Annotated in this window: 9 protein-coding genes; 6 read left to right on the forward strand and 3 right to left on the reverse strand. The window is 44.6% G+C overall.

Annotated features, from left to right (window positions below):
• Window positions 1-15: 15 nt before the first annotated feature.
• Window positions 16-1,236: a bifunctional 3,4-dihydroxy-2-butanone-4-phosphate synthase/GTP cyclohydrolase II gene (locus BM367_RS09050; protein WP_092459979.1), complete on the reverse strand. Its 1,221-nt coding sequence runs from the start codon at window positions 1,234-1,236 to the stop codon at window positions 16-18.
• A 200-nt stretch (window positions 1,237-1,436) separates the two neighbouring features.
• Here BM367_RS09050 and BM367_RS09055 point away from each other — a divergent pair, with 200 nt between their 5' ends.
• Together BM367_RS09055 and BM367_RS09060 are read left to right on the forward strand one after the other, a co-directional pair.
• Window positions 1,437-4,736: a TonB-dependent receptor gene (locus BM367_RS09055; RefSeq protein WP_092459990.1), complete on the forward strand. Its 3,300-nt coding sequence runs from the start codon at window positions 1,437-1,439 to the stop codon at window positions 4,734-4,736.
• Window positions 4,737-4,988: 252 nt separating this feature from the next.
• A complete protein-coding gene (locus tag BM367_RS09060; protein WP_143103995.1) occupies window positions 4,989-6,011 on the forward strand; it encodes a hypothetical protein in 1,023 nt (340 codons plus the stop codon).
• On the opposite strand, the gene BM367_RS09065 is transcribed toward BM367_RS09060, so the two are convergent.
• A complete protein-coding gene (locus tag BM367_RS09065) occupies window positions 5,998-7,017 on the reverse strand; it encodes a hypothetical protein (RefSeq protein WP_092459993.1) in 1,020 nt (339 codons plus the stop codon). The genes BM367_RS09060 and BM367_RS09065 overlap by 14 nt on opposite strands.
• Window positions 7,018-7,115: 98 nt before the next feature.
• Between BM367_RS09065 and pruA the strand changes: the two genes are divergently transcribed.
• From pruA to BM367_RS09080, 3 genes are all read left to right on the forward strand, one after another.
• A complete protein-coding gene (gene pruA / locus BM367_RS09070; RefSeq protein WP_092459994.1) occupies window positions 7,116-8,747 on the forward strand; it encodes an L-glutamate gamma-semialdehyde dehydrogenase in 1,632 nt (543 codons plus the stop codon).
• A 139-nt stretch (window positions 8,748-8,886) separates the two neighbouring features.
• Complete coding sequence (locus BM367_RS09075; protein WP_092459995.1) at window positions 8,887-9,297, forward strand: OsmC family protein; 411 nt, start codon at window positions 8,887-8,889, stop codon at window positions 9,295-9,297.
• A gap of 91 nt (window positions 9,298-9,388) precedes the next feature.
• On the forward strand, window positions 9,389-10,339 hold the full coding sequence (locus BM367_RS09080; RefSeq protein ID WP_092459996.1) for an aldo/keto reductase: 951 nt from the start codon (window positions 9,389-9,391) through the stop codon (window positions 10,337-10,339).
• 176 nt (window positions 10,340-10,515) lie between these two features.
• Here the strand turns inward: BM367_RS09080 and rpsT are convergent, their stop codons facing one another.
• A complete protein-coding gene (gene rpsT / locus BM367_RS09085) occupies window positions 10,516-10,788 on the reverse strand; it encodes a 30S ribosomal protein S20 (RefSeq protein ID WP_092459998.1) in 273 nt (90 codons plus the stop codon).
• Between the two features lie 225 nt (window positions 10,789-11,013).
• Between rpsT and BM367_RS09090 the strand changes: the two genes are divergently transcribed.
• Window positions 11,014-13,755, forward strand: coding sequence for a 2-oxoglutarate dehydrogenase E1 component (locus BM367_RS09090; RefSeq protein ID WP_092460000.1), 2,742 nt, complete (start codon window positions 11,014-11,016; stop codon window positions 13,753-13,755).
• Window positions 13,756-13,769: the final 14 nt, after the last annotated feature.

Raw genomic sequence — 13,769 nt, forward strand, 5'->3', positions numbered from 1 at the left:
CGTAAGAACTAATGTTCAGGATGGCTTTTCATTTTGCAGAATTTCATGTCCCATTTTATCCCGTTTTGTTTTCAGATAAAACTCGTTGTAAGGATTGGGTGGGATTTCGATGGGCACATTTTCTACGATTTCCAGGCCATAGCCGCTCAGGCCAGCGCGTTTTTTGGGATTGTTGGTCATCAGGCGCATTTTGGTAACGCCCAGATAACGGAGGATCTGAGCACCTACGCCATAATCGCGTTCATCCATTTTAAAACCCAGAGCCAGATTGGCTTCCACCGTATCTTTTCCTTCTTCCTGCAACTTGTAGGCTTTGAGTTTATTGATAAGTCCGATACCCCTGCCTTCCTGGTTCATGTACAATACCACGCCTTTGCCGGCTTTTTCTACCATTTGCATGGCAGCATGCAATTGTTCGCCACAGTCGCAGCGCAGGGAATGCAGGATATCGCCAGTGAAGCAAGAAGAATGCACACGCACCAGGATAGGCTCATCTTTTTCCCAATGGCCTTTTACCAGAGCCAGGTGAACATCCCCCGAATTGGTTTGCCGGAAGGCCACGAGATCGAAGAATCCGTATTTGGTGGGCATTTTCACGCGCACTATTTCTTCGATTAATGATTCGGTGCGGAGGCGATAAGCAATTAGGTCCTGAATAGAGATGAGCCTGAGGTCGAATTTTTCGGCAATTTTTTTCAGTTCCGGCAGCCGGGCCATGGTACCATCTTCGTTCATGATTTCAACCAGTACGCCACCGTGTGGTGGAGGAAAGCCCGCCAGTCGAACCAGATCAACCGTGGCTTCGGTATGGCCTGCTCGCCGCAATACCCCGCCCGGCATGGCCCGCAACGGGAAAATATGTCCGGGCCGCCCCAGGTCTTCTTTTCGGGTGGCCGGATCCACCAGGGCACGAACGGTTTTGGCTCGATCGTGTGCCGAGATACCGGTGGTGCAGCCATGCCCTAACAGATCAACGGATATGGTAAAGGGTGTTTGATGTGGAGCTGTGTTGTGTTGCACCATCAGATCAAGACCCAGTTCATCACAGCGCTCGGCCGAAAGGGGAGCGCAGATCAGGCCACGGCCGTGTTTGGACATGAAATTGATGATTTCGGGCGTCACCGTGTGGGCAGCTCCTACGAAATCGCCTTCATTTTCACGCGATTCGTCATCTACCACAATCACCAGCTTGCCTTTCCTGATATCTTCAATGGCTGATTCGATTGTATCTAACATAGCAGATATTTAAATAAACAAAATTACAACAACTCTGCAGGCTTTTCGTTCAGCGCGTTCCAGGAAGGGTCATGCCCGGGTTATTTTTACAGAAAGTTTGACTTGGCTGACAAAACGACGGTTAAAGAGTTCATAATTTGTTCATTTTATTTAGAAAATTATTTACTTTTTTTGCAGGCAGAAACCAAAACCTTTGCACTATGCACTACAAAAAATTACTCTTGCTTACCTGCTTATGGATGTTAGCGCTGTTCACTGCCGCAGGGCAGGTTACGACGAGCAGCCTGGTAGGCACCGTTACCGATGCCAATGGACAACCCTTGGTGGGTGCTACCGTCAAAGCCATCCATCTCCCCTCAGGAACTGTTTATGGAACGGTTACACAGGCCAATGGAACCTTTGCCATACAGGGCATGAGAGTGGGAGGCCCCTATCGTGTGGAAGTTTCTTACATTGGCTACCAGACAGGTGTATATGAAGGAATTCAACTAAGGTTGGGTGAGCCTTACAATCTATCTGCTCAGCTTGCACAAACCGGTAAACAACTGCAGGAGCTTACTGTGGTGAGTGCGCGAAAATTAGCACAGGAGCGCACCGGGGCGTCAACAGTTATTAACGTGGAGCAATTATCCACATTGCCTACTGTAAGCCGCAGCATTGTGGATTTCACAAAATTGACGCCACAAGCCAACGGAACCAGCTTTGCCGGTAGAGATGGACGTTACAACAATCTGCAAGTAGATGGAGCAAACCTGAACAACAATTTTGGTCTGAGCTCGGATCCATTGCCAGGTGGTGGGGATCAACCCATTTCGCTGGATGCTTATGATCAAATTTCGGTGAACATTGCCCCCTATGATGTGCGCCAGTCAGGCTTTACAGGTGCGGGTATCAACGCAGTTACCAAAAGTGGTACCAATACTTTTCATGGTTCTGCATACGGATATTACCGCAACCAGCATTTTATTGGAACGCATGTGGGTGACGTGAATATCAAGAATCAAATTGTCAACAGCTCACATTCCATTTATGGCGCCACATTAGGCGGACCTATCATTAAAAATAAGCTTTTCTTCTTTGCAAATGCAGAATTCGAAAAAGGCAATTCGCCCGGTATTTCATATTCTCCGAAGGGTGGATCGGGCCAGGGAACCGTTTCATCTACACCCATTGACTCATTGAAAAAACTCGCTGATTTTCTGAAAAACACCTACAATTACGATCCGGGTGCCTACGACAATTTCCCCAATTTTGAATCAAAGAACCATAAGCTGCTGGCAAAAATCGACTGGAACATTAGCACCAAACATAAACTCACGGTGAAATACAGCGATTTTGTGGGTACACAGGATCAGCAAGTTAACGGAAGCAGCATTCCAAATGGTGGAGGTTTTAAGGTAACGGGTCGTACAGGTACAGTAAGTCGTTTGCCCAACAACCGTTTTAGCAATAATTCCATGGCTTTTGCCAATTCCAATTATGGATTTAAGAATATTGTGCGTACGGCAACTGCTGAATTGAATAGCAATTTTAACAATAAGATAGCCAACCAGTTCTTGTTAGCTTATACACGCATTCGCAGTACCCGCACTTTTCCTGGTAAAGTGTTTCCCACTATAGATATTTTTGATGGCAATGGGAATAACTACATCAGTGTGGGAATGGATCCATTCACCTATCACAACGATGTCATCAATAATATATTCAGTGCCACCGAAAATTTCACTTATTACTATAAAAATCACACAATTACAGCAGGAGCCAGTTTTGAATATCAACGGGTAGGTAATATGTTTATGCCTGGATCGGAAAGTTATTACGTGTACAATACCTTGAACGATTTTATTACCAATCAGGCACCCGTTTACTATGCATATACCTATTCCCTTGTAAATCCAGGTGGTGGCGTATATTCTGCCAATCTAAAAATTGGCCAGCTGGGCATCTATGTACAAGATCAATATGATGTGAGTCGGGCATTGCGTTTGACTATTGGACTTCGTGCAGATAAGCCCGTTTATTTCCAACAACCTCTTGAAAATCCAGCCATTACTGCATTAACATTTCCAGATGAGAACGGGAATATGACGCATTATACTACCGGTAAATGGCCTAAGGGTTCGGTATTGTTTTCTCCGAGAGTTGGATTCCGTTGGGATGTGAAAAAAGACAATACTTTGATTGTACGTGGAGGTACAGGCATATTCACAGGTCGCATTCCTTTTGTGTGGTTAACCAATATGCCTACCAACAGTGGAATGTATCAAAACAGCGTGCGCATCACAGATCCAACCCAGTTGGTTAATTACAAATTCAATCCTGATCCCAATGCTTACCTGAATAATTTCCCCAAAACTCCATCGGGAACGGTTCCGGCAAATATTGTGCTGATTGAACCTAACTTCAAGTTCCCACAAATCTGGCGTTCAGATCTGGCTGTAGATAAATCATTGGGTAATGGCCTGGTTGCGACTGTGGAAGCTATGTACACAAAGGATATCCATGCTGTGCGCATGCGTAATGCAAATATGAAAAATCCGGATGGAACAGTGACGGATGCTCCTGGATTTACCCGCCCAGCCTTCACTTCAAGCTCCAACCGGTATTATTACAACAATATTTCAACAGCTATCGTGCTTGGCAATACCAACAAAGGTTATGCGTATTCCATTACAGCCCAGTTAAGCAAATCATTCTCGAATGGCTTCTATGGTTCAATAGCCTATACTTTCACCCAATCGAAATCTGTAACCGATAATCCCGGCTCACAGGCAACTTCAGTGTGGAACTCAAATCCAAACGTAGGCACTTCCAATGCAGTAGAACTGGGATATTCTTCCTATTTTGTACCCCATCGCGTAGTAGCTGATATTTCTTATCGGTTTGAATATGCAAAGCACTTTGCTACTACTATTTCCTTGTTCTACCAGGGTGAGAATAATGGAAATTACAGCTTTGTGATAAATGGGGATTTAAATAACGATGGGAACAACTCTACCGATTTGATGTATATCCCAAAATCTGCCAGCGAGATTACTTTCCTTCAATATACAGGTAAAGATGCAAACGGAAATACCGTTACCTTCACACCCCAGGATCAGCAGGCAGCCTTTGAAAGATTTATCAGCAGCTCGCCTTATCTGAAAAAGCATCGTGGACAATATGCAGAAAGAAATGCCGCATTGTATCCATGGTACAATGAGCTGGATCTGAAATTCCTGCAGGACTTTTACATTGTTACAGGAAAAAGTCAAACCAAACACAATCTTCAATTCTCGATTGATATCCTGAACTTTCTTAATCTGATCAATAAGAATTGGGGAATTGTGAAAACCACTTATACACGTAATCCACTTATTTTCAAAGGACTTGATAGCAATGGTGTACCACAATATAATTTACAAAACATAGGTGGTGTGCTGGTTGATCATGCTTTCCAGAATGTAATTAGTCCGTCCAGTACATGGTATATGCAGCTTGGCCTCAGATATAGTTTTTAAGCAATTAGTTAAAACATTTTCTTATCAATCCCGCAACTCATATAGCGTTGCGGGATTTTTTTATTATTTTAAATAGCATATTCTATCTTGCTTAATAAATGCATTGCTGGTATGCGAATATGTGTGCTCCTGCAGGGGATGCTCATTTTTGGAATGATTCTGCAATCTAATGCACAATCCAGTGTTATTTCTTTTCTTCTTCATCGCATCGATAGTTGGCAAGTTAGGAGCGATGGTTTTTATTATGAGGGTATGTTCACGTCTTTTCGTTATTATGCAGCATTTCCTCACCGGCCCAAACAAGACAACAACATTTTTTTTACTGCGATAACCTGCTATACGTTGCGACAGGTAAGGGCTGAATTACCAGATTCACTCCAGCCTGTGGCGGATAGTATATTGTTACGTGCACAGCATGCTTATGCTTTTTATCAAAAACCTCAACATCCACTTACCTATAATTTCTGGCCGGTTGATCCACCAGAGGTTTTTCCAAATTCATTTTTATTAAAGCCTTTTCGCTATATCAACGCATTGTCCGACGATGCAGACGATGCCAGCATGATCTGGCTGGCCATGCATCCACCTGATAGTGTTATGAAGGCATATCATGCATACTTAACGGAATATGCCAATACCATGCATCATCAAATCAGAAATACTTACAAAAAATATAAACACTTACCTTTTTACAATACATGGTTTGGGGAAAAGATGCCTGTGGATGTGGATTTTTGTGTATTATGTAATGTGTTGACTCTGCTATATTCTTATCATATTTCTTTCAATCGGTATGATAGTGCCAGCATGAAATGGTTGGAAGATATGCTTCAGGAACGAAAATATATACTCGATGCAGCCTACATTTCCCCCCATTATGCCAGACCACCTGTGTTGATTTATCATGCAGCAAGGTTGTGGCACATAGCACATCCAGAATGGATGAAGCCTTATATAAAGCAGTTGCAAATGGATGCTATCCGATGTTTGCAGCACACGAATTGTGCAATGGATAGCATCATCCTTTACACTTCATTGATGCGCCTTGGAACTAAGCCTGAGGTAATGATGCAAATAGATGCCAATAGGGTAGAAGAAATCGAACAGCAATCTTGTGCTATATTTTTCGAAGCTGGTTTTTATGCTATGTTGCGCAACCCATTTAAACGATGGTTTACTCCACTTAGTTTTATCAAATATTATTTTTCCTCTCCGGCTTATGTGGATGCATTATTACTTGAATATATCATGACATATAAATTTAGTGGTAATTAACTTTTTGCAATCCCTGGTAATACAATTTTCGGGTTGTTTTCAACCATAACTTTAGATTTTCAACTTTTTCCATGTCAATGATCCAGTCTTTTCGATGTGCGGAATCATAGGCAGGCAAATAATTTTGGTCGCCTTGCAAACGAGTAAGCTGGTCCATGGCAATATATCCAAAACTCAGCGTACCAGCAATGTGCAATAAGAAATTTTGCTTGGCTGACTTGCGGGCAGGATGTTGTTTGATCAGTTCCCATAATGTTTCCACTTGTTGATGGAAGATGCGGACAAATTGATGCATATCCTGCACTGCCAGTACAGATGAACGGATTTGTTGTGAAGCATCTTTCCAGACGTCGTACAGATCGTTTGTCAGCTGAATCAATACACCCAGCTGATACCAGATTTTTCGTTCAATTTCCGGAACTTTATCATCTAAATAATAACTGCTAAGTTGTACAGCATATCCGCCTTTGCGGAATGTAATATCCAGAACTGTTGATGGAGGTAGATCCTTATCAAACTGAAGTAACGACTCTTTTTGCGCAGTAAACAACGCATGACTGCATATCTCATATCCCTGAGTATCGTTTACTTGTTTTCGCAACCAGCGATGGGCATCCAGAAATACCTCTTCCTCGAATGTGGTACTTGTTTCTTCTTCAGGCTTAAAGGAAAGCATGGCTATCCGCTCAAAAGGCATACGCATGTCGTCCACAAAATAATCAAACAACGAACTGCAGATGAAATAATAAACAAAACGTTTTTTTTCAGCAGCTGATGCCTTTCGTCCACGCAACCTGCAAAATCCTTCCACCACCACAGATTCGTAGATACCGTAGCTTACCGCAATTTTTTCAAAAATCTCAGGTGGAAATTTCTGAGCTTTTTCCTGCTCAATATGCCATAAACATTTTCTGGCGCGAAGCGTTTCGGTTTTTCTTTTCCGGATAATATCCCATGCTTTTATCAGCAGGCGTGTCAGAAAGCGGATATGTAAAATCACAGTCATTTCTGTGCAAAAACAGCTCAAGTTAGCCAATTCCATTCATACCTGGTTATCGGAAACTTCCGGTGTGAAATTGTAATTTTGTAGAAAATCTATTGTTCATGAGCAATGGTTATTTTTATTTTCCCGAACCACAAAACGAGCCTGTTTATGCCTATGCTCCGGGGTCACAGGAGCGGCAGTTGCTGAAACAGCAACTGGTACATCACAAGGCTGAAGAGCTGGATATTCCCATGTATATCAATGGTCAGGAAGTGCGCACAGGACAGCGGATTGCCATTCATCCTCCGCATGAATTGCGACATACCCTGGGGTATTATCATAAGGGCGATGCCAGCCATGTGCAGGCTGCCATTGATGCGGCCCTGAAGGCAAAAGCGGCCTGGGCTTCTATGCCATGGGAACACCGGGCTTCCATTTTTTTAAAAGCTGCAGATCTGATTACGGATAAGTACCGGTATGCTATGAATGCCACCACCATGCTGGGGCAGAGTAAAAATGTATTTCAAGCTGAAATTGATGCGGTATGCGAACTGGCCGATTTCCTGCGGTTTAATGTACATTATCTCAGTGAAATTTATGCACAGCAACCGATTTCTCCACATGGAGTCTATAACCGCATGGAATATCGTCCGCTGGAAGGCTTTGTGGTAGCTATTACGCCGTTTAACTTTAGCTCCATTGCCGGAAATCTGCCTACTGTGGCCGCCATGTGTGGCAATGTAGTGGTTTGGAAACCCGCGGAAAACCAGATTTACGCAGCTCAGCAATTCATGCGCATTTTGATTGAAGCAGGTCTTCCCGCTGGTGTGATTAACCTGGTTTTTGCTCCTGGTGCAACGGTAGGTGAAATTTGTTTCAATCATCCTGATTTTGCAGGCGTGCATTTTACAGGATCGACAACAGTGTTTCAAGACATGTGGAATAAGATCGGACAGCATATTGCCCGTTACAAATCTTATCCGCGCATTGTAGGTGAAACCGGAGGCAAGGATTTTGTAATAGCGCATGCTTCAGCCGACATAGATGCGGTGGTGGCCAATTTGGTGAGAGGTGCTTTTGAATATCAAGGACAAAAATGCTCGGCTGCATCGCGAGCCTACCTGCCCTCCAATCTGGCAGATAAAATTGTAGATAAATTAATCCATGAGGTTAAAACCATCAGAATGGGTACAGTGGAAGATTTCAGGAATTTCATGAATGCGGTGATTGATGAAAAGGCTTTCGATAAAATTACAGGTTATATTGAACAAGCACGAAAAAGCCCACAGGCACAGATTCTGGTAGGCGGGAATGCGAGCAAAGAGGAAGGATATTTTATTGAACCCACTGTGATTGAAGCCAAAGATCCGCATTTTGTAACAATGGAAGAAGAAATCTTTGGTCCCGTGTTATCGGTATATGTGTATGATGAAAAACACTATGAAGAAACATTGGATCTGGTTGATCGCACTTCACCTTATGCCTTAACCGGGTCAGTTTTTGCTACCGATCGCAAAGCCATTCTGCTGGCTGAACAAAAACTGGTGAACAGTGCAGGTAATTTTTATATCAATGATAAACCCACCGGTGCGGTGGTAGGTCAGCAACCCTTCGGTGGAGCAAGGGCTTCAGGCACCAATGATAAAGCAGGATCCATACTGAATCTATACCGCTGGCTGAGTGTGCGTACCATCAAGGAAACTTTTGTACCCGTGCTGGATTACCGATATCCTTTCATGAAAGAATCTTAAAATGTCAATCTAAAGTAAATCATAGATGAAGTGTAGAAGTGTATGTCAACAATTTGGCTGATTATTTGTGATGTTAAATTACATGCATAATTTTTTTAAATAAGTATCTATTGATTTATTCACTTTTAAAACTGATCATATGAAACGTACAGCCACAGCGATTTGGAAAGGTGCCGGCAAAACAGGTTCCGGCCAACTAACCACCCAAAGCAAGGTTTTGAACAACACACCTTATGATTACAAATCGCGTTTTGAGGATGGTACCTACACCAATCCCGAAGAACTGATTGCAGCTGCACATGCAGGTTGCTTTAACATGAAACTTAGTTTTGTGCTGGGCGATGCAGGGTTTACACCCGAAAGCCTGGAAACCACGGCCGAAGTGGCTTTGGAAAATGGCGCCATTACGTATTCCAAACTCACTTTAAAAGCCAAAGTACCCGGCATTTCCAAGGAAAAATTTCAGCAATGTGCAGAAGATGCAAAGGCCAATTGCCCGATCAGCAAATTACTCAATACCAAAATTGAACTGGAAGCTACTTTGCTTTAAACGAACAAATTTCTTTATGCAGCAGATCAGCGAATGATGTAATTACCGGCTGGTCTGCTGTTTTTGTTATTGTTATTTAAATTTCAAGTCCATGCACTACAGAACACTGGGAGATACCGATCTACAGGTTTCTGTACTTTGCTTCGGAGGCAATGTATTTGGCTGGACAGCCGATGAGCAAACATCTTTTCGTTTAATGGATCATTGGGTAGCAATGGGATTTAACTTTATAGACACAGCCAACAGTTATTCCCATTGGGTGCCCGGCCATCAGGGCGGTGAGTCTGAAACTTTGATTGGCAAATGGCTCAAACGCACTGGCAAGCGACATGAGCTCATCCTGGCTACCAAAGTGGGAAGTGGAATGGGAAAAGAAAAAAATTGCCTGTCCCGCCAGCACATTCTTCAACAGGCCGAACTTTCCCTCAGGCGATTGCAAACAGATTATATTGATTTGTATCTTTCACATTATGATGATCCAGATACACCTGTTGAAGAAACGCTGGAAGCCTATCAGCAACTGATTCAGCAGGGAAAGGTGCGGTACATCGGTGCATCGAATTTTTCACCGCAACGTTTGCAACAATCTCTTGATATCAGCCGGCAACACAACCTTCCGCGATATATTTGTTTGCAGCCTTTGTATAATTTGTATGATCGGGAAAGCTTTGAAACCCAGTACCGTCCTATTTGTAAGAGAGAACATCTGGGTGTGATGACGTATTATTCACTGGCGAGTGGATTTTTAAGTGGCAAATACCGCACGGTGGAAGACGCACAAAAAAGCGTGAGGGGCGAGCAGGTCATTAAAAAATATCTGAATCCGCGGGGGCTGAAAATTCTGAACGCACTCGATCAAATAGCCAGGGAAACCAAAGCCACGCCCGCCCAGGTAGCGCTGGCCTGGCTCATCAGACAACCCGACGTAACTTCGGCCATCGTGAGTGCAACCAATGTGTATCAACTCACCGAAATCATGCAAAGCGCACAGCTCTCATTAGATAGCTCTCAGATAGATGCATTGAATGCTGCAAGTGCATGACATAAGGCACTGCAAAATCAGATATGTATGCTGCCAGGGATAGATGAAATTGTTGAAGTTGCGGGGGAAGTATGCATACAAGTTTTTTAGCCGCAAAGCATTCTCCTTTGCGGTGGATACATCCCCTAAGCCCAAAAGCAAACGATAAAATCCTGAAGAGGTTATTGCCCAAGCATTTAGGCATGAGCCTTTTCAGCGCTTAACTGATGCGCTTTTTTCATGAGCTTGGATTTCAGGTTGGATGCTTTGTTTTTATGGATGACCCCTCTTTTGGCCAGCTTATCTATCATGGAAATCACGGTTGGTAATTTTCCCTTCACTTGTTCAGCGTCGGTAAGCGCTCTCAAAGCACGCACGGCATTGCGGGTGGTTTTGGCGTAATAACGATTATGCAGCCTGCGTTTGCGGGACTTGCGGACATCTTTCTTCGTTGCCTGATGATTTGCCATAACAAACGAATATTCAAATTTGAGCTGGCAAAGTTAGGGATTTTTTTATTGCAAGATGTTTTTTTGTTTTCAGGATTCATGTTAGCCAGGTAGGTCATAAACCTGAAAACCTCCGTTAAAATAGCTTGCTGGCTTTCGGGAAATGAAAAAACGCACGATATTTGCAAAAATACCTGCCCTTTCCCAGATTCGGAAGGTTCACTCCACGGGATTAAACCGAGAATTATGAACGACTTTTCTTTTGTGACCCACTCTCATCCCGCATATATCGAGCAGCTTTACCGGGAATACAAGCAAAATCCTGCAGCTGTAGATCCCGAGTGGGCACGCTTTTTTGAAGGGTTTGATTTTGCCGTGAGTTATGCCGACGGTAAATCGGTTGCTGGTGAACTCAATGAACAGCAGCTTGAAAAAGAACTTGCCGTTTATCGGCTGATTGCAGCTTATCGTCGCAAGGGCCATCTGGTGGCCACTACCAATCCCATTCGCCCGCGTAAGGACAGACGGGCCAACCTGGCGCTGGAATATTTTGGACTCTCGGAAGCTGATCTGGATACGCCCTTCTATGTCGGGCATGCGGTGGGGCTTGGCAAAGCTCTTTTGCGTGATATCCTGCAGTTCCTGAAAAAATGCTATACCGGCAATGTTGGAGTCCAGTTTACTTACATCAACGACCCGGAAAAGGAAGCCTGGATTCAGCGTGAAGTGGAAACTACCCTGCAGCAGCCACTATCATTGCAGAAGCGACGCAGGATTCTGGAAAAACTGAATGAAGGTGTGGTATTCGAAAAATTCCTGCACACCAAATACATTGGTCAGAAGCGTTTTTCACTGGAAGGAGGCGAAACCACCATTCCCGCGCTGGATGCCCTGATTGATATGGCCGGATCGCTGGGTGTGAAAGAAGTGGTCATCGGCATGGCTCATCGGGGTCGGCTGAATGTGCTGGCCAATATCCTGGGCAAAACCTATGAACAGATTTTCAGTGAATTTGAAGGCGCCCTGCCAGCCGACAATTACATGGGCAGTGGTGATGTAAAATATCATCTGGGCTTTCGTAGCCAGATCAACACATTTTCCGGCCACAGCATCAATCTGCAGCTTTGTCCCAATCCCTCGCATCTGGAAGCTGTGGACCCCGTGGTGGTGGGATTTGCCCGTGCCAAGGCCGATACTTTGTATCAGAGCGACTATCAGCAGATTTTGCCTTTGTTGATACACGGTGATGCTGCTCTTGCCGGCCAGGGTATTGTATATGAACTGCTGCAGATGAGCAAACTAAAAGGCTACTATGCCGGTGGCACCCTGCATTTTGTGATTAACAACCAGATTGGCTTTACAACTGATTTTGATGATGCCCGCAGCAGCGACTATTGTACTTCGCTGGCCACGATGATTCAGGCGCCCGTGTTTCATGTGAATGGCGATGATCCGGAGATGGTGGTAAAAGTCGTAGAAATTGCCACGCGGTACCGGCAACAGTTCCATGAAGATATTTTTGTGGATATGGTGTGCTATCGCCGGCATGGTCACAATGAAGGTGATGAGCCCAAGTTTACCCAGCCCCATCTGTATGCACTCATTGAAAAACATCCGGATCCGCGTGAGGTTTATACCCGTCGGCTGCTGGAAGAGGGTGACCATGAAGCCCAGGAACTGGCCAGGGAAATGGAAAAACACTATTGGCAAATCTTGCAGGAGCGGCTTGATGAAGTGAAGCAAAAACCTTTGCCATATACCTATCAGCAACCGGAAAAGTGGTGGAGTGAACTGCGTGCGGCTACGGAAGAGGATTTTGAGCAGTCGCCCGCCACTGCGGTGGATGAAAAGCTTTTGCAGGATTTGTTTTACCGGATTATGCAGTGGCCTGATGACTTCCATCCATTGCGAAAAGTAGCGCGCCTGTTGCAGGATAAAATCAAATTGTTTGAAGAGTCCCGTAAGATTGACTGGGCAACAGCCGAATTGCTGGCCTATGCTTCAATTCTGGTAGAAGGGAAAGATGTGCGGCTGAGTGGTGAAGATGTGAAGCGGGGCACCTTTTCCCATCGTCATGCTGTCATTTACGATGAGCAAACCAATGCAGAATATAACCGGTTAAGCCGGCTGGGCGAAAAGCAGGGTAGATTTTTCATTTACAATTCGCTGTTGAGTGAGTTAGCGGTGCTGGGGTATGAATATGGCTATGCCATGGCCAATCCACATGTGCTCAGCATCTGGGAAGCCCAGTATGGCGATTTTGCCAATGGTGCCCAGGTGATTATTGACCAGTACATCAGCAGTGCCGAGCAGAAATGGGGCATCATGAACGGATTGGTGATGTTGCTGCCGCATGGTTATGAAGCCGGAGGGCCGGATCATTCCAGTGCACGCCTGGAACGGTTTCTGCAAATGTGTGCCGAGCTGAATATGGTGGTAACCAATATTACCACGGCAGCCAACTTTTTCCATGCCCTGCGCCGGCAACTGGCCTGGCCTTTCCGCAAACCGCTCATCAACATGTCGCCCAAGGCTAATCTGCGTCACCCCGGAAGCTACAGCGAAATACAGGAATTTACACAGGGACGTTTTCAGGAAGTGATAGATGATCCAGAGGCAAGCAAACATCCGGATACGATCCGCAAAGTATTGTTCTGCTCAGGGAAAATTTATTTCGAACTCAAAGAAAAGCAGGAAAAAGACAATCGTCAGGATGTAGCCATCATCAGGCTCGAACAGCTTTACCCATTGCCCATTCGGCAAATCAGACAACTGATTCAAAAATATCGGCAGGCAAGCTGGTTCTGGGTGCAAGAAGAGCCCCTGAATATGGGAGCTGCGGGTTATTTACAACTCAACCTAAAAATAGGAGACTTCGGTTTCGGTATCATCAGCCGCAATCCCAGCGCAGCCTCGGCTACGGGCTTTGCCCGGATTCATCATCAGGAACAGGAAGAAATCATTGAAACGGCATTTAGCCTGTCGTAAAACCTTAAAAACAA

The organism is Thermoflavifilum thermophilum (assembly GCF_900116565.1).
Classification (GTDB): Bacteria; Bacteroidota; Bacteroidia; order Chitinophagales; family Chitinophagaceae; genus Thermoflavifilum; species Thermoflavifilum thermophilum.